Origin of the sequence: Flavobacterium frigidimaris, assembly GCF_002217275.1 — a bacterium.
GTDB classification, from domain to species: domain Bacteria; phylum Bacteroidota; class Bacteroidia; order Flavobacteriales; family Flavobacteriaceae; genus Flavobacterium; species Flavobacterium aquidurense.
In genome coordinates this window covers 32,717-52,498 of sequence record NZ_MUGV01000018.1, presented here as the reverse complement: position 1 = coordinate 52,498, position 19,782 = coordinate 32,717, and the positions used below count along the sequence as shown (strand labels likewise).

21 protein-coding genes are annotated in these 19,782 nt (G+C 33.5%); 12 read left to right on the top strand and 9 right to left on the bottom strand.

Annotated elements, in window-relative coordinates; translation table 11 throughout:
- Window positions 1-164 precede the first annotated feature (164 nt).
- A complete protein-coding gene (locus B0A65_RS23515; protein WP_074658777.1) occupies window positions 165-353 on the bottom strand; it encodes a hypothetical protein in 189 nt (62 codons plus the stop codon).
- A 92-nt stretch (window positions 354-445) separates the two neighbouring features.
- Between B0A65_RS23515 and B0A65_RS10845 the strand changes: the two genes are divergently transcribed.
- On the top strand, window positions 446-826 hold the full coding sequence (locus tag B0A65_RS10845) for a pyrophosphohydrolase domain-containing protein (RefSeq protein WP_074658775.1): 381 nt from the start codon (window positions 446-448) through the stop codon (window positions 824-826).
- A gap of 236 nt (window positions 827-1,062) precedes the next feature.
- On the opposite strand, the gene B0A65_RS10840 is transcribed toward B0A65_RS10845, so the two are convergent.
- On the bottom strand, window positions 1,063-2,133 hold the full coding sequence (locus tag B0A65_RS10840) for a branched-chain amino acid aminotransferase (protein ID WP_026984671.1): 1,071 nt from the start codon (window positions 2,131-2,133) through the stop codon (window positions 1,063-1,065).
- 308 nt (window positions 2,134-2,441) lie between these two features.
- Here B0A65_RS10840 and mnmD point away from each other — a divergent pair, with 308 nt between their 5' ends.
- Entirely contained in the window at window positions 2,442-3,107 is a 666-nt protein-coding gene (gene mnmD, locus B0A65_RS10835) for a tRNA (5-methylaminomethyl-2-thiouridine)(34)-methyltransferase MnmD (RefSeq protein WP_074659229.1), read from the top strand.
- Between the two features lie 166 nt (window positions 3,108-3,273).
- Window positions 3,274-3,471, top strand: a complete 198-nt coding sequence (locus tag B0A65_RS10830; protein WP_074658774.1) for a hypothetical protein — start codon at window positions 3,274-3,276, stop codon at window positions 3,469-3,471.
- A 32-nt stretch (window positions 3,472-3,503) separates the two neighbouring features.
- On the opposite strand, the gene B0A65_RS10825 is transcribed toward B0A65_RS10830, so the two are convergent.
- Entirely contained in the window at window positions 3,504-4,445 is a 942-nt protein-coding gene (locus tag B0A65_RS10825) for a LysR substrate-binding domain-containing protein (RefSeq protein ID WP_074658773.1), read from the bottom strand.
- A 107-nt stretch (window positions 4,446-4,552) separates the two neighbouring features.
- Here B0A65_RS10825 and B0A65_RS10820 point away from each other — a divergent pair, with 107 nt between their 5' ends.
- The 4 genes from B0A65_RS10820 (at window position 4,553) to can (ending at window position 7,941) form a co-directional block, all read left to right on the top strand.
- Window positions 4,553-5,032 (top strand): Dps family protein, encoded by a 480-nt coding sequence (locus B0A65_RS10820; RefSeq protein ID WP_074658772.1) that lies wholly within the window; start codon window positions 4,553-4,555, stop codon window positions 5,030-5,032.
- A 134-nt stretch (window positions 5,033-5,166) separates the two neighbouring features.
- Entirely contained in the window at window positions 5,167-5,451 is a 285-nt protein-coding gene (locus B0A65_RS10815; protein WP_074658770.1) for a hypothetical protein, read from the top strand.
- A 79-nt stretch (window positions 5,452-5,530) separates the two neighbouring features.
- Window positions 5,531-7,180 carry a SulP family inorganic anion transporter gene (locus tag B0A65_RS10810; RefSeq protein WP_074658768.1) on the top strand — a complete coding sequence of 550 codons (1,650 nt, stop codon included), beginning with the start codon at window positions 5,531-5,533 and terminating at the stop codon, window positions 7,178-7,180.
- A gap of 122 nt (window positions 7,181-7,302) precedes the next feature.
- Window positions 7,303-7,941, top strand: a complete 639-nt coding sequence (can, locus tag B0A65_RS10805) for a carbonate dehydratase (RefSeq protein ID WP_074658766.1) — start codon at window positions 7,303-7,305, stop codon at window positions 7,939-7,941.
- A gap of 48 nt (window positions 7,942-7,989) precedes the next feature.
- Here the strand turns inward: can and B0A65_RS10800 are convergent, their stop codons facing one another.
- Both B0A65_RS10800 and B0A65_RS10795 read right to left on the bottom strand, forming a co-directional pair.
- The gene (locus B0A65_RS10800; protein ID WP_074658764.1) at window positions 7,990-9,192 is read right to left on the bottom strand and encodes an LETM1-related biofilm-associated protein; all 1,203 of its coding nucleotides are present in this window, start codon (window positions 9,190-9,192) and stop codon (window positions 7,990-7,992) included.
- 105 nt (window positions 9,193-9,297) lie between these two features.
- Window positions 9,298-9,825 carry a superoxide dismutase family protein gene (locus B0A65_RS10795; RefSeq protein WP_074658762.1) on the bottom strand — a complete coding sequence of 176 codons (528 nt, stop codon included), beginning with the start codon at window positions 9,823-9,825 and terminating at the stop codon, window positions 9,298-9,300.
- A 213-nt stretch (window positions 9,826-10,038) separates the two neighbouring features.
- Between B0A65_RS10795 and B0A65_RS10790 the strand changes: the two genes are divergently transcribed.
- The 4 genes from B0A65_RS10790 (at window position 10,039) to B0A65_RS10775 (ending at window position 12,560) form a co-directional block, all read left to right on the top strand.
- Window positions 10,039-10,464 carry an META domain-containing protein gene (locus B0A65_RS10790; protein ID WP_074658760.1) on the top strand — a complete coding sequence of 142 codons (426 nt, stop codon included), beginning with the start codon at window positions 10,039-10,041 and terminating at the stop codon, window positions 10,462-10,464.
- A 35-nt stretch (window positions 10,465-10,499) separates the two neighbouring features.
- Window positions 10,500-11,021 carry a DUF4251 domain-containing protein gene (locus B0A65_RS10785; RefSeq protein WP_074658758.1) on the top strand — a complete coding sequence of 174 codons (522 nt, stop codon included), beginning with the start codon at window positions 10,500-10,502 and terminating at the stop codon, window positions 11,019-11,021.
- 48 nt (window positions 11,022-11,069) lie between these two features.
- Entirely contained in the window at window positions 11,070-11,987 is a 918-nt protein-coding gene (locus B0A65_RS10780; protein WP_074658756.1) for a transporter, read from the top strand.
- Window positions 11,988-12,071: 84 nt separating this feature from the next.
- On the top strand, window positions 12,072-12,560 hold the full coding sequence (locus tag B0A65_RS10775; protein ID WP_074658755.1) for a hypothetical protein: 489 nt from the start codon (window positions 12,072-12,074) through the stop codon (window positions 12,558-12,560).
- A gap of 66 nt (window positions 12,561-12,626) precedes the next feature.
- Here the strand turns inward: B0A65_RS10775 and B0A65_RS10770 are convergent, their stop codons facing one another.
- Window positions 12,627-13,721: a glycoside hydrolase family 18 protein gene (locus B0A65_RS10770; RefSeq protein ID WP_074658753.1), complete on the bottom strand. Its 1,095-nt coding sequence runs from the start codon at window positions 13,719-13,721 to the stop codon at window positions 12,627-12,629.
- 264 nt (window positions 13,722-13,985) lie between these two features.
- On the opposite strand from B0A65_RS10770, the gene B0A65_RS10765 reads away from it, so the two are divergent.
- Window positions 13,986-15,995, top strand: a complete 2,010-nt coding sequence (locus B0A65_RS10765; protein ID WP_074658751.1) for a BCCT family transporter — start codon at window positions 13,986-13,988, stop codon at window positions 15,993-15,995.
- Between the two features lie 254 nt (window positions 15,996-16,249).
- Here the strand turns inward: B0A65_RS10765 and B0A65_RS10760 are convergent, their stop codons facing one another.
- The 3 genes from B0A65_RS10760 to B0A65_RS10750 form a co-directional block, all read right to left on the bottom strand.
- Entirely contained in the window at window positions 16,250-18,055 is a 1,806-nt protein-coding gene (locus B0A65_RS10760) for an acyl-CoA dehydrogenase family protein (RefSeq protein ID WP_074658749.1), read from the bottom strand.
- Window positions 18,056-18,086: 31 nt separating this feature from the next.
- Complete coding sequence (locus B0A65_RS10755) at window positions 18,087-18,452, bottom strand: four helix bundle protein (RefSeq protein WP_074658747.1); 366 nt, start codon at window positions 18,450-18,452, stop codon at window positions 18,087-18,089.
- Window positions 18,453-18,584: 132 nt separating this feature from the next.
- Window positions 18,585-19,766 carry a thiolase family protein gene (locus tag B0A65_RS10750; protein WP_026984655.1) on the bottom strand — a complete coding sequence of 394 codons (1,182 nt, stop codon included), beginning with the start codon at window positions 19,764-19,766 and terminating at the stop codon, window positions 18,585-18,587.
- Window positions 19,767-19,782 lie beyond the last annotated feature (16 nt).

Below are 19,782 nucleotides of genomic sequence, written 5' to 3'. Positions count from 1 at the left end.
AAATTTTATTACTAGTCGCACTATAGCAGAAAAAAAATAAAAGTATACTTTTGAAATGGTTCTTTCCGGTTAAAATTAATTTTAAGCAGAACGATTCAGATTCGCTTTAATTGTGAAACTTCGGTATTTATTTTATATTTTTAAATATAGAAATAATTATTGAATTACCTTTTAAAAAAGAATTTGATGACAAATAAGATGGCAATAAAAAGAAGAAAAACGATTAAGACTTTGTAATTACCTTTATAAAAAACCTTGTGCAATGCCAGATCTTTTCGATAAGCAAATATCATAACGATTACAAAGGCGATGAAAAAACAGACTGCGAATATTAATTGTCCCTGACTAAACATAGTTTAAATAATTTTTGACAAATTTAGAGAATTGTATATGAATAGTTGCTAATTTGGCTTTTCATTTCATTAAAAAACAAATTTATCTATATATGAAAAAACAACTCGACGCTGTAAAGGAATTTCATACTGCTTTTAAGATAGGACATAGCGAAACACCAATTGCAGATGTAGGCGAAACCAAAAAATATCTTCGTTATAATTTAATGAAGGAAGAAAACGAGGAGTATCTTGATGCGGTGCAAAATAATGATTTGGTCGAAATTGCTGATGCTCTCGGAGATATGATGTATATTTTATGCGGAACTATTATCGAACATGGCCTTCAGGATAAAATTGAAGCTGTTTTTGATGAAATTCAGCGTAGTAATATGAGTAAACTGGGCGAAGACGGACAACCTATTTATCGTGAAGACGGAAAAGTTTTGAAAGGCCCAAATTACTTTAAACCCGATTTTTCTAAGCTTTTATAAAAATGCCAGGTGTAAAAGTTTTAAACACATAGAAACATAGTATTTAAATGCGGAAAGAAGGTGTTCACTAGTATCAAAACACATAGCTATGTGTGAAGAAACATGTTTCTTCTTTAAACACATCACATCTATGTTTTCTATGTGTTTAAATATTCTCAATTATAGATATTGAAAAAAAAGCAAAACCCGACAAATTAGAAATCTGTCGGGTTTTTGTATTTAATATCCTTTTTAGATTATTGAACTTTAACCGTCCATCCAAAAGTATCTTCAGAAAGTTTGTTTTGAAGACTTGTTAGTTTTTCTTTTAAAAGAGAAGCATAAGAATTTTCAATTGGTGTCATTTCGTAATAAACATCCTGATAAGAGAATCCTTTGATTACACTAATAACGGCTGCAGTTCCAGCTCCAAAAATTTCTTTTAAAGATCCGTTTTTAGCCGCTTCTACTAATTCTGATACAAGAACAGGACGAACGTCTACATTCAATCCTTCTTTTTCAGCCATAGCAATCAAACTTTTTCTGGTAATACCATCCAAAATTCTTTCGCTTGTCGGAGCAGTCATTAAAGTATCGTTAATTCTAAAGAATACGTTCATTGTTCCCGCTTCTTCCAGTTTAGTATGCGTTGCATCATCTGTCCAGATAACTTGTTGAAAGCCATCTTTGTTAGCCAAATTCGTTGGGTAAAACTGTGCAGCATAATTTCCTGCCGCTTTTGCAGCTCCAATTCCGCCATTTGCAGCTCTACTATAATGCTCAGCAATAATTACTTTTACTTCGCCTCCATAATATGATTTTGCAGGAGAAAGTAAAATCATGAATTTATACTCGTCTGATGGATTTGCAATAACTCCAGGTCCTGTAGCAATCATAAAAGGACGAATGTACATACTGCTTCCGTTTCCTCTCTGAATCCATTCCTGATCGATTTTTAATAATTCATTCAAACCATCCATAAAAATAGCTTCCGGAACTTCTGGCATTGCCATACGTACAGCAGAGTTATTGAAACGTTTGTAGTTTTCATCAGGTCTAAACAACCAAACATCATTATTTTCATCTTTGTAAGCTTTCATTCCTTCGAAAATAGCTTGTCCATAATGAAAGACTTTTGAAGAAGGATCCATTAAAATAGGAGCGTACGGCTTAATGACAGGAGTTTGCCATTCCCCATTTTTAAAATCACATTCGAATAAATGGTCTGTAAAAACAGCACCAAAGCTTAAGTTTTCAAAGTCTACCGCGCTTATTTTTGACGACGTAGCTTTTCTGATTTCAATTTTGCTTGTTTGAGTTGTACTCATAATAATATATGTTTTATGTAATTTTCATCTCAAAAGAAGGACTTCTAAAGTGATGATTTGGTGTAAAATAGATTTTATTGAATGCAAAATTAAGTAAAAATATATAAATTACTTGCTAAAACTGTATTAATTACGGCCTTTAACTGCGATTTATTTATCTTATAATAAACCTAAAAAAATCGCTGGCTTTTATAAAGAATTTATGAAAAAAGTATCGTTTTTTAAGGCTTTACGCATTTGTTTTGACTAAATTTGACTAGTAAAATGGTCTGAAAAACAATAAAATCAGATTGAAAATATCGAAAAAGGTGGAAAGAGAAATAATTAAAACGCTAGATGGTTCAACGACAATTCATTTGAAAGAGTGGGATGAATGTTATCATTCCAAGCACGGTGCTATTCAGGAAGCAAAACATGTTTTTATAAAAAACGGACTTTCATTATTTGAAAAAGATCCGGTTAGTATTTTGGAAATTGGTTTTGGAACTGGATTAAACGCTTTTATTACTTTTTTAGAATCAGTTAAAAAAAATCAGAAGATTGACTATGTTGGAGTAGAAGCATATCCTGTAAATGCTGAGGAAGTTTTAGCGATGAATTATGTTGAAGAATTGGAAGCATTGAAATTTCATAACATTTTTGAGAAAATGCATAAATGCGAATGGGATAATAAAGTAGAAATTTGCGATCAGTTCTCGTTAACCAAAAGGAAACAATTTTTTGATGAAATAGACGATTTTGAAACTTTTGATTTGATTTACTTTGATGCCTTCGGATATCGTGTGCAACCAGAATTATGGAGTACCGAAATTTTTCAGAAAATGTACAATAGTTTAAAATCAAATGGTGTTTTAGTAACATATGCCGCGCGCGGAGTTGTTAAAAGAAGTATGATTTCTGTTGGTTTTACGGTCGAAAAATTAGCTGGACCTCCAGGTAAACGAGAAATGTTTAGAGCCTTTAAAAAGGTTTAATCTAGTTATTTATAACGGTTCTATATTGATTTATCCGTAGTAAGAAAACGGTTTCGTTGCTAAAGTTTTTAAAAAAAATAGTTAAAATAAAGCTTTGTATATGTTATTTGTTTAAATTTGCTGCGAGTTTAGAAATATAGATAACCCCCAAAAATCTTATTTTATTATGTCAAAAATGATGTTTGATTACACGAAATCAATACTTGAGAGAGTTAGTTTCGACCCGATACTTTTCTGCAAAGAAGTAGAAAAAGCTATCAAAACACTGTTACCTTATGAAATGGAACAATTAAAAGAATGGTTATTAAATTTCATTATTGAAAAACCAGAATTAGAACAAAGTCTACTACTGATTAAAGTATAAAAAAAGGAGCCAAATTGGCTCCTTTTTTATTTCTATTTCTTTTGTAGCGGACTAATGATTTGAACATTCTGAAAAACAATTGCTCCTTTTACAACTCCGGCAATGGTAGATCGAAGTGCGTCAATGATTTGCATTTTTAATTCGCTTTTAGGGTAAATTAAACTTACCTCGCGAGCAGGTTTTGGTTCCTTAAAATTACGAAGTTTCAGTTTGTCGGAATCCTTTAAATCCAGGGTGTGCAAGTACGGTAGTAACGTTGTACCCAAGCCTTCGTCGGCCAATTTTATCAGTGTTTCAAAACTTCCGCTTTGAATCTGAAAATTGTTTTGTTCGACATCAGTTCCGTTTTTGCATAAATTCAAAATGCCATCTCTAAAGCAATGCCCGTCCTGTAAAAGTAAAATTTCATTGATATTTAAATCGGCAACCTCAATTTCTTCTTTCTGAAAATTTGCGTGATGCTCTGGTATATAAGCAACAAATGGCTCAAAATACAAAACAATCTCTTTTATCTTTTCATCCTCAAGAGGTGTTGCGGCAATAGCAGCATCCAAATGACCATTTTTGAGTTTTACGATAATTTCATCTGTATTAAGCTCTTCTATTAAGAGTTTTACTTTTGGATATTTTTTAATGAAATTGTTCAGGAACATCGGCAAAAGCGTTGGCATAATCGTTGGAATAATTCCCAAACGAAATTCGCCTCCTATAAAACCTTTTTGTTGTTCTACAATATCTTTAATTCTATCTGCTTCGTTTACAATGTTCTTGGCCTGATTTACAATTTTCTGACCAATATCTGTAAGTTGAATAGGTTTTTTGCTTCTGTCAAAAATTAAAATATTAAGTTCTTCTTCAATTTTCTGAATCTGCATGCTTAAAGTGGGTTGCGTCACAAAACATTTTTCGGCAGCAAGTGTAAAGTTTTTGTGCTCGGCAACAGCTAACACATATTGTAATTGAGTAATTGTCATTTTGATAGTATTTTGTGATGCAAAAATAAGAAAATATAATTTTTTTTATAACTTTTTTTAAGAAGTTCCCTTAAATTTGTAGTAACTTACTGTAAAATAATAAAAATATGAAAACGAATATTTTAGGATTACCTGTAAAAGAGTCAGAATTATTGGTAAAAGAATTGAATGTATTATTGTCTAATTTTCAGGTTTACTATCAAAATTTAAGAGGAATTCATTGGAATATTAGAGGAAAACGTTTCTTTGATTTGCATGTAAAATTTGAAGAATTATACACAGATGCCCAATTAAAAATTGACATGATAGCCGAAAGAGTTTTGACAATTGGCGGAACACCGTTGCATACTTTTGATGATTATATTAAAAACAACAAATTGACAGTTGGGAAAAATATTTCAAATGATGAAAAAGCAGTTCACTTGATTGTTCATTCTTTATCAGACTTGCTTAAAATTGAAAGAGAAATCTTAAATAAATCAGCTGAAATTAATGATGAAGGAACAAATTCTATGATGAGCGACTTTATTGCAGAACAAGAAAAAACAATTTGGATGATGAACGCATGGCTTGAAGAAGAGCTGTAATTCATTGTTTATAAATAACTTATAAGCGGTCTTGTCTCTATGGATAATGCCGCTTTTTTTATGAATGTTAAATTTCTATGAAAATTTTTGCTCCGAAGCTTTGATTTTATTTGTTTAACACTATTTTTGCGACAATGAAATTAGTCGCTCGCATATTATTATTCATATTTATTGCTTTCTTAGCAACGCCTACTATTGTGACGTTGATGAAGAAAAGTAATGATACGTCTATGTTTTTCAGTTTTTCTGAAGAGGAGCATTCACATAAAGAACTTAAGGCTGCGGTTTATCCGACCATACTTCAACATGAAGTTTTGGTGCCGCTTTATATTGAAAAAAAGACTATTGTGTCTGAAAATATTGTAAAACTAGACAATATTTCTCCGAGCATATTTGCTCCACCTCCCAACTTGGTATAATACTTCCGATTATTTTAAACTAACTGTATTTATAATAAATGCAGTAGATCTTTAATGTATCCATTTTTAGTATTGTATTATGTCAAAAAAAATTAATCTTTTTGCCAACCTTAAATCTGATTTTGCTTCAGGTTTAGTGGTTTTCTTGGTGGCTCTTCCGTTGTGTTTAGGTATTGCAATGGCTTCTGGAGCGCCTTTATTTTCTGGAATTATTGCAGGTGTTATTGGTGGTATTGTGGTTGGTTTTTTAAGCCAGTCTCATATTAGTGTGTCTGGTCCGGCAGCTGGTTTAACAGCTATTGTTTTAACTGCGATCACTGATTTTGGTGCCTTCGATGTGTTTTTAATGTCTGTTTTCATTGCTGGATTAATTCAATTAGCATTAGGGTTTTTAAAAGCCGGAAGTATTTCAAATTATTTTCCAACCAATGTAATCGAAGGAATGCTTGCTGGTATCGGGATTATTATTATCCTGAAACAATTGCCACACGCTTTTGGTTATGATGCTGACTTTGAGGGTGATCAGGCTTTTATTCAAAATGATGGAAGTAATTCTTTCTCTTTTTTATACGATGTGATCAATCACATTCAATTAGGGGCCGTAGTTATTTCTTTAGTTTCACTCGTAATATTAATTGCCTGGGACAAGGTTCCTTTTTTAAAGAAATTAAAATTAGTTCCAGGAGCACTTATAGCGGTTATTTTAGGTGTAGTTTTAAATGAAGTTTTTACTTCTACAGGAAGCTCATTGGCAATTGCAAAAGAGCATTTGGTTTCTTTGCCAGTTCCAAAATCTTTTGACGAATTTAAATCAATTCTTATTACACCAAATTTTGCTGCTGTAACAAATCCGCAGGTTTGGGTAGTTGGGGTTACAATTGCTATTGTGGCTTCTATTGAAACTTTATTGTGTATTGAAGCTGCTGACAGAATGGACGTTCAAAAACGTTATACCAATACAAATGTTGAGTTAAGAGCTCAGGGAATTGGTAATATCGTGAGTTCGCTTTTAGGAGGTTTACCAATGACATCAGTTGTGGTTAGATCATCTGCAAATAATAATGCCGGTGCAAAATCGAAAATGTCATCTATTATTCACGGTGTGCTTTTATTGGTAAGTGTTTTGAGTATTCCTGCAGTTTTGAATAAAATTCCGTTAGCTACTTTGGCTACCGTTTTAATATTAGTTGGTTACAAATTAGCTAAGCCTGCAACTTTCTTCCATTTCTGGGAAAAAGGAAAGTATCAGTTCATACCTTTTATTGCAACCTTAGTATTTGTTGTCGCAACAGATTTATTGAAAGGTGTTGCATTGGGGGTTATCATCAGTATTATTTTTGTATTGAGAGGAAACCTGAAAAGAGCATACAGCTTTAAAAAGGAAGAATACGAAGACGGAGACGTTATTCATATCGACTTAGCTCAGGAAGTTTCTTTCTTAAACAAAGCAGCTATCAAGTTGACATTGAGTGAGATTCCTGAAAATTCAAAAGTTATTATCAATGCACACGATACGGAGTACATAGCGCACGATGTACTGGATTTAATTCGTGAGTTTAAAGAAACTCGTGCCATTGATGAAAATATCAAAGTAAAATTGAAGGGCTTTAAGAAAGCGTATGAGTTAGAGAATACTCCTGAAAAAGACAATCATGTTTCGATAGAACATTATTATGATGTTGCGAAGAGAGCATTGGTTAAAAAGGAAGCATCTAAAGAAAAATTTTAAACAAATTAAATAAATTAAGGTATTTCTGGATTGTGAGAAATGTCAAAAATTAGGTAACTTTACAGTAGCGTTATCTTTGATATGTTTAATCATTTAGAAATATCATTTAAAAAGAAAAAAGAATGAGAAAGTTTTATGAGCAATTATTAGAAAACAATAAAGAGTGGGTTGAAAAATCATTAGCATTAGATCCAAATTATTTTGCAGATTTAGCAAAAGGACAAACACCGCCATTATTATGGATTGGATGTTCTGACAGCCGTGTTCCTGCAAACGAAATTATTGGTGCTAAGCCAGGTGAGGTTTTCGTACACCGTAATATTGCTAATATGGTCGTGCACTCAGACATGAATATGTTAAGCGTATTAGATTATGCAGTAAATGTTTTAAAAGTAAAACACGTTATTGTTTGTGGACATTACGGTTGTGGTGGAGTAAAAGCTGCAATGGGAAATATGTCTGTTGGAATTATTGACAACTGGATTCGTCACATTAAAGATGAATACCGTTTGCACGACAAATACTTAAATTCAATTGAAGATGAAACAGAACGTTTTAATGCTTTTGTTGAAATCAATGCTAAAGAACAAGTTTACAACTTAGCAAAAACTTCGATTGTGCAGGGAGCATGGAAAAATGGTCAGGATTTAATGCTTCACGGCTGGGTTTACGGATTGAATTCAGGTTTTGTAACTGATTTAAATGTAAACATTGCTTCGAATGCTGAATTAGATGAAGTATATCAATTGAGTAATCTGTAAGAAGATATTTATTAGAATAGAAAATCGCCTCAAAAGGGCGATTTTTTTTTATTCGTTTTCGTCTAGATTTTCATTGAATGCCGATGGTAACATCGTCGGAATAAACTTTATTAAAATTGGCAATAACAAACTTCCGCCGGGAAGTAAAAAGATAGTAAGTGACGGAATCGTTTTACAGATATCCAAAAGTTGTTTTTTTACTTTTTTCTTTTCCTTGGCATCCAGGTCTCTGGTTGTAGAATAAGCCAGTAGCACCATCAATTCTTTACTCTGAACAATTTCCTTAACCAGTCTGTTTTTGTTTCTAATAATCAGTTTTACGACTGTGTGTGTCATTTGGTCGTAAAAATGTTTTACCGGATTTGAATAGTTAAAATACGGGATTTTCTTTTTATGTGTTGTTATAAACGAATTGGTAGTATCGATACTGTGTGTTACAAAATCGTCCGGAACTCTCATCATTGAACCTAACGAATACAAAAAGTAAGCTTCTTCATTTTCGACCACACCATCACTCCATAAAGCCATTCCGGCCATATCGATTAGGTAATAATGTTCTAGTTTATTGGTGAAATAATCAAGTTGCAAAGTTTCTAAGGTATCAACGGTAACTTTTGAAAATTTTGAATAGCGTATTGATGCTTCAAAAAGTTTAATCAATAAATCATCATGTTGCGATTTTACGGTTTTGGTTTTTAAGGCCAAACCAACAATACCAAGAACCGTTTCTTCAATTCGCTTTAAATATTTCTCCGGAATTGCACCATGTTCTAAATATTGTCTAAAAGCTAATACATCAATAAATAACAAAGCATTGGTTACCAAATGCGAAAAGTTTTTACTGATAATACTGTCGTTAGTCTGTACTCTCTGATCAATTATACTTTCCAGTGAAAGGGAAGGAGTATCTTTTGGAAGTAAAATTTTAAATAAACTAAATCCTTCCGGATTCATTTCTTTATAAAATTTTAAAACTTCGGTAGTAAAGTTGTCGGGTTCAGAATTTCTTTTTTCCAGACAAAAAACACCATACAAAGTATTTAATAAGGCAATTTTAGAAATCTCGGTTTTAAACCAGCCTTTTATCGGAATAGGAATTCGGGAATCAACCGAAATGATGTGACCATAAATGAAGCCGGTTGCTCTGACTTTATCATAAAACGATTCATTAGTATCAAAAGGAATGGCTTCTGAAAACTTTTGTTCGCTAAAAAACTTATCTATCCAACCTGGTGCCGATGGGTTAATCATTAACTTTTGTTTGAGGCTACAAAGCTATATTTTTTTCTCGTTTTAGAATTACTTTAAAATGAAATAACCACTAGATTTTGTGAAAAAATAGTGGTTATTGAATTTTTATTTGATGATTCCTGCGCAGGCAACACGACCGCCAGCATTTCCGGTAGGTTGTGTAGTAAAATCATCCGTTCCCTGATGTACTATTAAACCTTTTCCCAGAACATCTTTGGTTGCATCACCACAGCCTACACACCATTCGTCAGTAGTTAAAGTAATGGTTCCGTTACCTTTTGCATCAGCAGTGAAGTTTCCGATATCTCCTTTGTGATATTCACCAACTCCCCATTTTCCATGTTTTTTAAAGGTTGGATTCCAGTGTCCACCAGCAGAACTTCCGTCGGCAGCAGTACAATCTGATTTTTCGTGAATGTGTATCGCATGAACTCCGGGCTGTAATCCGGCAACTTTTGCAACAAAAGTTACTTTTCCGTTTTTCTCTGTAAAAGTAGCAGTTCCGCTTACGGTGCTATTACTTTTTGGTTCTAAATTTACCGTTATAGTTTTAGCGTCATTCGACTTTGTATTCGTCTTACAACCAATTATCAAGGCAGTAATTATGGCGAAAGAAACAATTATTTTTTTCATATGCGAGGCTTTTAAATTAAAGATTAAGTAAATTTAACATAAAAAATACGATATAAGTTAACGTCTTAAGTTAAAAAAAACTAAAACTATTAATTGTATTTTACTAAAAGTTTGAGGTTGAAGACAAAAATATTGCTTAAATTCGTAGAGGTATTTAACGAAAATTTTCCCAAATTCAATTTTCTAATTCATTAATATTTAATCTGTAACGTTATGATGAAGAATGTTTTTATCCTTGTTTTTTTAAGCGCTATACTAATTTCGTGTAAATGCAAAAAAGTAGATACAGTATCTAAACTGGAAGGAAATTGGGAATTAAATTATATTTCGGGCCCAAGAATAGCTTTTGATGGTTTGTATCCAAACAAAAAACCAACCATAAATTTTGACCTGAAAGAAAATCATATTTCAGGGAACAGCAGCTGTAATTCATTTAACGGGAAACTTGTTCTTGACGGTAATAAAATTGATTTTACGCAACCTATGGCCATGACCAAAATGATGTGTCAGGATGGTCAGGGAGAGCAGGTATTTATGAGTACTTTGCAAAAAATAACTTCATATGACGTAACAGATGAAGGCAAAACCCTGAATCTTATTTCTGGAGATATTGCAATGATGCGATTTACCAAAAAGTAATTTCTACTTAATTAACTCTATTAAATATTTATTTTATGAAAGATAAATTATCGATTTTATTAGTGTTATCTTTCTTTTTGAGTTTTCCGGTTTTAGCGCAGGAAAAAACAAAGAAAGAATTAAAAGCAGAACGAGAATTACAAAAACAAAAAGAAATTGAAGCACTTATTGATTCTAAAAATTTTGTTTTTGAAGCACAAAAAGCAACTCCGCAAGGTGGCCGACTTTTGAATTTAGATTACAATACTTATTTTTTGAAATTTAATACAGAGAAGACAACATGTGATTTGCCTTTTTTTGGCCGCGCTTATAATGTCGCATACGGCGGAGATGGCGGCATAAAATTCGAAGGTGTGCCAGAGAATATTCAAATTGAAAAAAAGAAAAAGTCGTATACGGTTAAGGCTTCTGTGAAAGGTAAAGATGATGCTTATAGCCTTATGTTTACTATTTTTTATGATGGAGGAGCATCTCTTTCTGTCACCAGTAATAACAGAGCATCGATTTCGTATGATGGAGAAATTGAAGCTCCAAAAGTTGAAGCAGATAAAAAATAAGAAGAGCGTTTTAATTTTTAATAATGATATCCCCGAATTCTTTACTTTATGCCAAAAAATACTTTTTATGTTTTGATCCAGAAACATTACTTGATAATAGTGTTTCTACTGGGAATGTTTTCGGCTTTTAGCCAGGATTTAGAACCGCGTGTATATGCTAATGTTCCAAAAAAATTAAATGTGGTAGCCGTCGGATATGCCTTCATGGATGGAAATGTATTAACAGAGCCGTCTTTGCCAATTTCTGACTTTACGATTCAGAGTCATAATTTTGCGGCAAATTACGTGAGAACATTTGGTTTGTCAGGCAAATTGGCTCGTATACAAGTTGCGTTACCTTATACTTTTATGGATGGATCGGCAAATGTAAACGGTGAGAATATAACCGGTTCAAGAACGGGCTTTGGTGATATGAAAGTACGTTTTGGAGTAAATTTATTAGGTTCGCCTGCCCTTGATAAAGCTGAATTTAGAAAATTCGAGCAAAAAACCATCTTAGGGGTAAGTCTGGTAACCTCAATCCCGACAGGAAAATATTACGATGATAAACGGGTGAATATAGGTACAAACCGTTGGGGATTTAAGCCGGAAATTGGTGTTTCACAACGATTTTCTCATTTCTATGCAGAAGTCTACGGAGGTATCTGGTTTTATACGGATAACAATGATTTTATGGGGAAAAAGTTAGAGCAAAAGCATACTTACAGTTTGCAGGCGCACGGCAGCTATTATTTCAAGAACAGCATGTGGATTGGCCTTAATACAAATTGGTTTTTTGGAGGCGAAACTATAATAAATGGTGTTTCTGATGATAGTCAAATAGACAATTGGAGAGTTGGAGCTACATTTTCAACTCCTATTGCAAAAGGGCAGACCATCAAGTTTCAATACCATGTGGGGGCTTACACCAATAATGGATTAAATTATTATGCTTTGACAGCCGCTTACCAGTATTCTTTCTTTTAAAATTTAAATAATGTAATATCTTGAAAATCAATATATTTTATAGTAAATAAATGTTTGTAAATAATTTTTAAAAAACTAAAAACCATGAAAAAATTAAGTGTTATCCTTGTTTTGGCAATTGCCTCGTTTTCGTCGTATGCTCAATCGTCCTATAAGGAAGATGTAGAATTAGTGCAGAGTATTTATGGAAAATCTAAAAGTGATCTTGTAAGACAATATATGAATTTGTCTGATACTCAGGCTGCAGCTTTTACAAAAGTGTATGACAATTATGAGATGGAGCGTAAAACTCTTGGACAAAATAAGTTACAACTAATTAATGATTATGCAAGTAATTATGCAACTCTAACAGATGAAAAAGCAGATGAGCTTGCAAAAGGGACCTTGAAGAATAATCAGGATTATGAGAAGTTGTATTCTAAAACTTATGGTCAGGCCAAAAAAGCAATAGGAGCAATAAATGCAGCAAAATTTATTCAGTTAGAGGTTTATTTACAAACTGTTATTCGCAACGAAATTCAGGAGTCTATTCCTTTTATTGGAGAATTGGATAAAACAAAAGTTAAAATGTAATTTTGAACTAAAAAAAGCGGCAGTTATAGGTTTCTATAACTGCCGCTTTTTTATTTTCAGGACTATTTATTTAGCCACTTTTACTTCATAGATAGCGTTTACCATTCCGTTGCGAGTTGCGTCCAAAGGCAATTCCCAAAACATAATCCCGCCTAATTTTTTAGTTTTCACATATTCTGTTTTTGCTTTTATAGATCTAATATCATCAGATGTAGCAAATGTTTTTGTTCCTGCGTTGTACCAGTAAGGTGCTTGCGCTTTTTCATCATAAAAATATTTCCACCCATTTGCTTCTGTATAAGTTGTAGCAAAGTTTTTAAAATCAGCACCAGGAATGTGTTCACCAGATTGATATAAACCGTTGTTGATGTTTTCGACATTTTTCCATGTTCTGGTATAAAAAGCACCACCTATGATTAATTTTTCTGCAGGAACTCCTTGTTTTAAAAGATAAGTAACCGCTCTGTCTGTTGATTCTTCATTTGGTTTTGTGCTGTATAGCGGAGTATGGTGACCTGTAACTTTAGAATATCCGTTTACCAAATCATAACTCATAATGTTTATACGATTTACAAGTGGTGCTACAGTTTTCCAATCAATAGATTCGTCTAAATATTTTTGAAAACCTCCGGCAGCAAAACTCAATTCATATTTTTTCCCTAAAGTAGAACGTAAAATTTTGATCAGCTCAGTAAAATTTGGTTTATCTGCAGCTTGATATAAATGGCCTGGAAGTCCTTCTATAGCCGGATATTCCCAGTCTAAATCTAAACCATCTACTTTAAAATAAGTACTAACTTCTTTTACTGATTTAGCAAAAGTTAATCTTCCCTCGGGAGTTGAAAATGCAGCGGAACATGGTTCGCAACCACCCCATCCACCAAGAGATAAAACAATTTTAAGTTGTGGATTTGTAGCTTTTAAAGAAACCAGGTGTTTAATGGTTATCGAATCTTTAGGAGAATCAACGCTTAATTTACCGTTTTTTAAATGGCAAAAACTAAAAATAATTTGATCCAGTTTGTTTACTTCATATTCGTTAATCAATTTGTCATCGCCGGTGTAGTAAGCAATAATATCCAATTTTTTATTTTTTTGCGCGAAAGTATTTGTTGTAAAAGTGCACAATAATAAAAAGGCAATCAGGTTAATTTGTTTCATTATTTATGTTTTTTGAGTTTTTTGAATGCTAAATATAAAACTTTTCCAATAAAGTAGCAGTGAAATAGCTTCACAGTACATAGTTGCATGCTTAGATTTTTGGCAGAGATTAATATTTTTAGTGGGATTTAAGAAAAACATTTCTTTTTGATTAAATTTACAATACATTGATTAATAGTTTTTTAAATTCTTTGTTGATTCCTGTTAACACCGTTATAAAACTAAAGCTTGTTTGAAATAATAAAAATAATAAATCATTTTACTATGAATAAATCTACCGGCTCAAGTGTATTTCAAACCAATTTTACAAAATCAGTTGCCTTACCAAGTTTAACCATAATTATTGCAATTTCATTGTTTTGTGGTTTTTTCTCAAAAGAGGCAGAGCAGTCTTTTAATTTTGTGAAAGATATTATATTCAGAAATCTGAGTTGGCTTTATGTCTTATTAGTTACTGTTTTTGTTTTGTTTTTGATCACATTGGCTATTAGCAAATTCGGTAAAATCAAATTGGGAGCAGATGATTCAGAACCAGAATATTCTTTTTTTTCCTGGGTTGCCATGCTTTTTGCTGCCGGAATGGGAATTGGTTTAATGTATTTTGGAGTAGGAGAGACGATGTCACATTATGCCACACCGGCTAATGCTAATTTAGCTGAAAATTTAAGAGCGAAAGAAGCACAGCTCTATACCTTTTTTCACTGGGGATTTCATGCCTGGTCGATTTATGGTGTAGTGGGTTTGTCTCTTGCTTATTTTGCTTACAGACATAATTTACCTTTAGCGATTCGAAGTGGTTTTTATCCTATTTTGAAAGGCAAAATCCATGGGAAATTTGGAAATATTGTTGATGTTTTTGGTTTGTGTAGTACTTTTTTCGGAATAGCAACCACACTCGGTTTCGGTGTTGTACAATTAAGTGCCGGATTAGTAAGTCTTCATTTAATTCCCGATACTGGTTTTACCTATCAGGTTATAATTGTTTTAGTAGTGATGCTAATTGCTGTTTTTTCTGCTATTTCCGGCTTAGGAAAAGGAGTTAAAAAACTAAGTGAACTAAATATTATGATGGCCGTTTTATTAATGTTGTTTATCTTGATTTGCGGACCAACGATTTACATCCTTAGTACTTTTACGGAAGGTTTAGGGCATTACATCAGCCATTTTGTATCGTTGACTTTTAATACCTACGCTTATGAAAAAGGAAGCCAGGAATGGTTTTCTAACTGGACTATTTTATATTGGGCATGGTGGATATCCTGGGCACCTTATGTTGGATTATTTATAGCTAAAATTTCTAAGGGAAGAACTATTCGCGAGTTTATTCTGGCTGTTTTATTCCTTCCTTCGTTTTTTAATTTTCTTTGGATGACCGTGTTCGGAAGCAGTGCTGTATGGATTGATGAACATGTTGCTCATGGTGCTTTAAGTGTATTTGCTAATAATCCGGATACGCTCTTGTTTAATTTCTTTACTTATTTTCCTTTAACGACATTTTTGAACGCCTTATCAATCCTAATCATCTGTGTGTTTTTTATCACTTCCGCCGATTCTGGGATCTTTATTATGAATGGGATCGCTTCTAAAGGAGCTATTAGTTCTCCGAAATGGCAAAGTGTTTTTTGGGGTGTTCTGTTATCACTTTTATCTTTAAGCTTATTGCGAACAGGTGGTTTAGCTTCACTTCAAACGATGACTTTGATTACAGCATTGCCTTTCGGAATTATTATGGCGTTGCTGTGTTATAATTTATGGAAAGCTCTGGTGGTAGACAGCGAATACAGTGAGAAAAAATATTCGCACGGAAGTCTGAATTGGAACAACAACAATTGGCGGGAACATTTAGAAAAAATTGTAACCGTTTCCCAAAAGAAAGATGTGCATAAATTTCTGAATGAAACCGTAAAAAAAGCTTTTGAAGAATTGTCTGTTGAATTGTCAAAAAACAACATTGAAGCCCATATAAATTCCTTTTCAGATCCGCAGGCAATTGAGTTGGAAATCAAATACGATCAATTGCGAAATTTTAAATATGGAGTAATGGCCCAAAGGCAAACTGTTTCTGAAACCTTAATTAATGAGAAAAACACACCGGACATCGATTCCGAAGTAATATTTCAGCCGATTACGTATTTTGGAGATCACAGAATGGGTTATGATATTCAATATTTCGGTAAAGACGGAATCATTTCAGATGTGCTAAGAGAATATGAACGCTTCTTAAATCTAAGTTCAGAAGGCGATCACGATTTGATCATGAAACCGATTAGTTAATTGTTAATTATAATTAATTGGAATATAAAATGCCACAGATTACACGATTTATAAAGATTTTTAAATCATTTTAATCCTGTAATCTGTGGCAAAACTATTTTATATGAACTTTAGTTTAACCCCACTGCTATGCGCCTCTACATTAAATGAACTTATATCACTTATTTGATGAAAAAAAAAACAAAAAAATAAACCCGCACAGTTTCGGACTTGTGCGGGTTTAAACAAATTAAAAGCTAAAAACTATTTTTGTATTAGAAGCAGTATTCGTTTTCTGCAACTAACTTAGAAGTAATTGTTTCTCTCAATGCCACAACATTTGGATTGTTTGTATATTTTGTGAAACGTTTTAATCCCATTAACATCATACGTTGTTCGTCACCTTCAGCAAAAGAAATAATTCCTTCTTTTCCTCTAGAGTTAACGATATCTACTGCTTTGTATAAGTATAATTTTGCCATAGCAATTTGCTCTTGTACTTTAGCTTCACCTTGATTTTTGGCTAATTTCTCCGTTCTTAAAATAGTACTTTCAGCCATGTAAACCTCGATTAAGATATCAGAAGCAGCCATCAATAATTGTTGGTGTGAATCTAAATCCGGACCATATTTTTGAACAGCGCTACCAGCAACCATTAAGAATACTTTTTTAAGGTTAGCGATAATTCCTTTTTCTTCAGCAAATAATTCAGAGAAATCAGGCGTATCAAAAGATGGAATTCCCATTAATTCTTCAGAAACCTTCATTGCAGGTCCTAATAAATCAACGTGTCCTTTCATTGCTTTTTTGATCAACATACCTACAGAAAGCATTCTGTTGATTTCGTTTGTTCCTTCGTAAATTCTGGCAATACGAGCATCTCTCCAGGCACTTTCCATTGGAGTGTCTTCAGAGAATCCCATTCCACCAAAAATCTGAATTCCTTCATCAGCACAAGATTGTACGTCTTCAGAAACTGCTACTTTTAAGATTGAACATTCGATAGCATATTCTTCAACACCTTTCAATTCCGCTTCCTGGTGAGAAGTTCCTTCAGCTTCACGAGCAGCAATTCTGTCTTCGATATCTTTTGCAGCACGGTAAGAAGCACTTTCTCCAGCGTATGCATTAGTTGCCATTTCAGCTAATTTAGAACGTATAGCTCCAAAAGATGAAATTGCAGTGTTGAACTGAATTCTTTCATTAGCATATTTTACTGCATTTGAAGTAACTCTACGTTGTGCATCTAAACAAGCAGCAGCCAATTTAATACGTCCAACGTTTAAAGCATTCATGGCAATTTTGAAACCGTTTCCTCTTTCAGACAACATGTTTTCAACAGGAACTTTTGTATCGTTGAAGAAAACCTGACGCGTAGAAGAAGCACGAATTCCTAATTTATGCTCTTCTTCATTCATAGAAATCCCGTTTGACGGATCGTTTTCTACGATGAAACCTGTAATGTTTTTATCATCTCCAATTCTAGCAAAAACGATGAAAACGCTACAGAAACCTGCATTCGAAATCCACATTTTTTGTCCAGTGATTGAGTAGTATTTTCCATCTTCAGATAAAACAGCTTTTGTTTTTCCTGAGTTAGCATCAGATCCTGCACCTGGTTCCGTTAAGCAATAAGCTCCAAACCATTCTCCAGAAGCCAATTTAGGAACGTATTTTTTCTTTTGTTCTTCAGTACCATAAAGTGTAATTGGCATAGTTCCAATTCCTGTATGCGCACCAAAAGCAGTTGAGAAAGATCCTGTAGCACCAGAAATGTAATCGCAAACTAACATTGTAGATACAAATCCCATTCCTAATCCGCCATATTCTTCAGGAACCGCAACTCCAAGAAGTCCTAGTTCACCAGCTTTACGCATAGATGATTCTGTATAAGCGTAATCTTTTTTCTCAAAACGATCTTTATGCGCCCATAATTCTTTGTCAACGAACTCTTTTACAGAGTCACGCATCATTAACTGCTCTTCTGAGAAATCTTCTGGTGTAAAGACATCTTCGCACTTTGTTTCCTTAACTAAAAACTGACCACCACGGGTTACGTTTTTTTCGATTGTATCTGCCATTTTGTTTTTGTTTAGATAAAAGATGAAAGAATCAAGAAGAAAGATTTTTGTCTAACTTACTTATGAAACCAGTGGTCATCTTTTGAAATTCAATTATTTTGTTTTCTATTTCTTCCGTTTTTTCTATTGATAAATAGTCATTCTGACATGCTATCAATAATTGTGTTTGTAATTCAAATGAAGATCCTAAACTAATATTCAAATAATGCTGAAAATGTTTATTTCCTCTATTTGAACCTTCTGCAATATTTGATGGCATTGAAACGGAGCATCGATTCATTTGACTAGATAAGCTGTAAGTTTCAGATTTTGGAAAAGTTGAAGTCAGTTTATAAATATCATTTGTAATATTCATTGCTAAAATCCAAATTTTCAAATTCTTAAAATTGTGTCTCATTTTTTTTGAGTCAAGTTAAGAAACTAAGATTAATAAAAGTAGGTTTTTTATTACTTTTTAAAAAATCTTGATTCTTACTTCTTCCTTCTCAAAAAAACATCTTTCCTCTTGCTTCTTTGCTCTTTCGTCTCTTTACAGTACCTCGTAAATCCCAGCACTCCCTTGTCCAGTCCCCACACACATAGAAACAATTCCGTATTTACTACCTCTGCGTTTCATCTCATCAAATAACTGAACAGAAAGTTTAGCACCAGTACATCCCAGAGGGTGGCCTAAAGCGATCGCTCCACCGTTTACGTTTACGATATCAGGGTTTAAACCTAACTCGCGAATTACAGCCAAAGACTGAGAAGCAAAAGCTTCGTTTAATTCAACCAAGTCAATATCTTTCAATTCTAAACCAGCTTGTTTTAAGGCTTTCGGAATAGCTTTTACAGGACCAATACCCATAATTCTTGGCTCAACGCCAGATGAAGCAAAATTTACTAATCTGGCAATTGGCTCAAGGTTTAATTCTTTAACCATGTCCTCACTCATGATTAAAACAAAAGCAGCACCATCACTCATTTGTGATGAGTTACCTGCTGTAACGCTTCCGTCGGCAGCAAAAACGGGTCTCAATCCAGCTAAAGCAGCAACTGATGTTCCGGCTCTTGGACCTTCGTCTTGTTTTACAACGTATGATTTAGTTTCTTTTTTTCCATTTTCATTGATGAAAGTCTGCTCAACAGTAATCGGAACGATTTGTTTGTCGAATTTCCCTTCAGCTTGTGCTTTCAAAGCTTTCATATGAGAGTTGTAAGCAAACTCATCCTGATCTTCTCTTGAGATTTTGTATTGGTTGGCAACCGCTTCAGCAGTTAAACCCATTCCCCAGTAGTAATCTTCGTGACCTGCAGCGGCAACTTTATAATCCGGAGTTGGTTTGTAACCTCCCATCGGAATAAAACTCATACTTTCGGCTCCACCAGCGATAATACAATCTGCCATTCCTGATTGGATTTTAGCAGTTGCCATTCCGATAGTTTCTAATCCGGATGCGCAATAACGGTTAACCGTTACACCAGGAACGTCTTCTACTTTTAATCCCATTAAAGAGATCAAACGTCCAACGTTAAGTCCTTGTTCTGCTTCCGGCATGGCATTTCCTACCATAACGTCGTCGATACGTTTTTTGTCGAAATCAGGCAGTTCATCCATCATAAACTGAATAGTTTCTGCTGCTAATTCGTCAGGTCTTTTAAATCTAAAAACCCCTTTTGGTGCTTTTCCTACCGCAGTACGGTAAGCTTTTACTATATATGCTGTTTTCATTTGTTTTATTTTTTAA

Bases quoted from the DNA above. Each gene is read 5' to 3' on its own strand.
- B0A65_RS23515 (WP_074658777.1), bottom strand. From the start codon at position 353: ATGTTTAGTCAGGGACAATTAATATTCGCAGTCTGTTTTTTCATCGCC.
- B0A65_RS10845 (WP_074658775.1), top strand. From the start codon at position 446: ATGAAAAAACAACTCGACGCTGTAAAGGAATTTCATACTGCTTTTAAG.
- B0A65_RS10840 (WP_026984671.1), bottom strand. From the start codon at position 2,133: ATGAGTACAACTCAAACAAGCAAAATTGAAATCAGAAAAGCTACGTCG.
- B0A65_RS10830 (WP_074658774.1), top strand. From the start codon at position 3,274: ATGTCAAAAATGATGTTTGATTACACGAAATCAATACTTGAGAGAGTT.
- B0A65_RS10825 (WP_074658773.1), bottom strand. From the start codon at position 4,445: ATGACAATTACTCAATTACAATATGTGTTAGCTGTTGCCGAGCACAAA.
- B0A65_RS10820 (WP_074658772.1), top strand. From the start codon at position 4,553: ATGAAAACGAATATTTTAGGATTACCTGTAAAAGAGTCAGAATTATTG.
- B0A65_RS10815 (WP_074658770.1), top strand. From the start codon at position 5,167: ATGAAATTAGTCGCTCGCATATTATTATTCATATTTATTGCTTTCTTA.
- B0A65_RS10810 (WP_074658768.1), top strand. From the start codon at position 5,531: ATGTCAAAAAAAATTAATCTTTTTGCCAACCTTAAATCTGATTTTGCT.
- can (WP_074658766.1), top strand. From the start codon at position 7,303: ATGAGAAAGTTTTATGAGCAATTATTAGAAAACAATAAAGAGTGGGTT.
- B0A65_RS10800 (WP_074658764.1), bottom strand. From the start codon at position 9,192: ATGATTAACCCATCGGCACCAGGTTGGATAGATAAGTTTTTTAGCGAA.
- B0A65_RS10795 (WP_074658762.1), bottom strand. From the start codon at position 9,825: ATGAAAAAAATAATTGTTTCTTTCGCCATAATTACTGCCTTGATAATT.
- B0A65_RS10790 (WP_074658760.1), top strand. From the start codon at position 10,039: ATGATGAAGAATGTTTTTATCCTTGTTTTTTTAAGCGCTATACTAATT.
- B0A65_RS10785 (WP_074658758.1), top strand. From the start codon at position 10,500: ATGAAAGATAAATTATCGATTTTATTAGTGTTATCTTTCTTTTTGAGT.
- B0A65_RS10780 (WP_074658756.1), top strand. From the start codon at position 11,070: ATGCCAAAAAATACTTTTTATGTTTTGATCCAGAAACATTACTTGATA.
- B0A65_RS10775 (WP_074658755.1), top strand. From the start codon at position 12,072: ATGAAAAAATTAAGTGTTATCCTTGTTTTGGCAATTGCCTCGTTTTCG.
- B0A65_RS10770 (WP_074658753.1), bottom strand. From the start codon at position 13,721: ATGAAACAAATTAACCTGATTGCCTTTTTATTATTGTGCACTTTTACA.
- B0A65_RS10765 (WP_074658751.1), top strand. From the start codon at position 13,986: ATGAATAAATCTACCGGCTCAAGTGTATTTCAAACCAATTTTACAAAA.
- B0A65_RS10760 (WP_074658749.1), bottom strand. From the start codon at position 18,055: ATGGCAGATACAATCGAAAAAAACGTAACCCGTGGTGGTCAGTTTTTA.
- B0A65_RS10755 (WP_074658747.1), bottom strand. From the start codon at position 18,452: ATGAGACACAATTTTAAGAATTTGAAAATTTGGATTTTAGCAATGAAT.
- B0A65_RS10750 (WP_026984655.1), bottom strand. From the start codon at position 19,766: ATGAAAACAGCATATATAGTAAAAGCTTACCGTACTGCGGTAGGAAAA.